Origin of the sequence: Vogesella mureinivorans (assembly GCF_007644035.1) — a bacterium.
Classification (GTDB): domain Bacteria; phylum Pseudomonadota; class Gammaproteobacteria; order Burkholderiales; family Chromobacteriaceae; genus Vogesella; species Vogesella mureinivorans.
Window position 1 is genome coordinate 1 of record NZ_VMTV02000859.1, and the last position, 371, is coordinate 371.

At 65.0% G+C, this 371-nt stretch carries 1 protein-coding gene; it reads right to left on the bottom strand.

The genetic code is table 11. The features are described 5' to 3' along the window. On the bottom strand, positions 1–371 hold a 371-nt coding region (locus tag FLQ44_RS19960; RefSeq protein ID WP_240801353.1), incomplete at both ends, for a metallopeptidase TldD-related protein.

Here is a 371-nt window from a genome sequence, read left to right on the forward strand (position 1 = left end):
GCGCCGACGATGTAGATGCCGTTCTCGACGCCCTCGATCATCTTCTCGGGGCTGAGCTCGTCCTTGCCCGGCGCCAGCGACACATTCGGCATGCGCTGGAACTGCACCGCATTCCACGAATCCGCATAGCAGCAGCCGTGCGACTCGCTCTCGCCGATGATGTGGGCCTGGTCGCGGATCGCCTGGTAGTTGACCAGGATGCCGTCCTTGACCAGATCCCAGCGCTTGGTCGGCACGCCCTCGTCGTCATAGCCCACCGCGCCGAGGCTGCCGACCTGGGTCTTGTCGGCGAACAGGGTGACCTTGTCGCTGCCGTACTGGAACCTCGCTTCGCGCTTGTCGAGCGTGGCGAAGCTGGTGCCGGCGAAGTT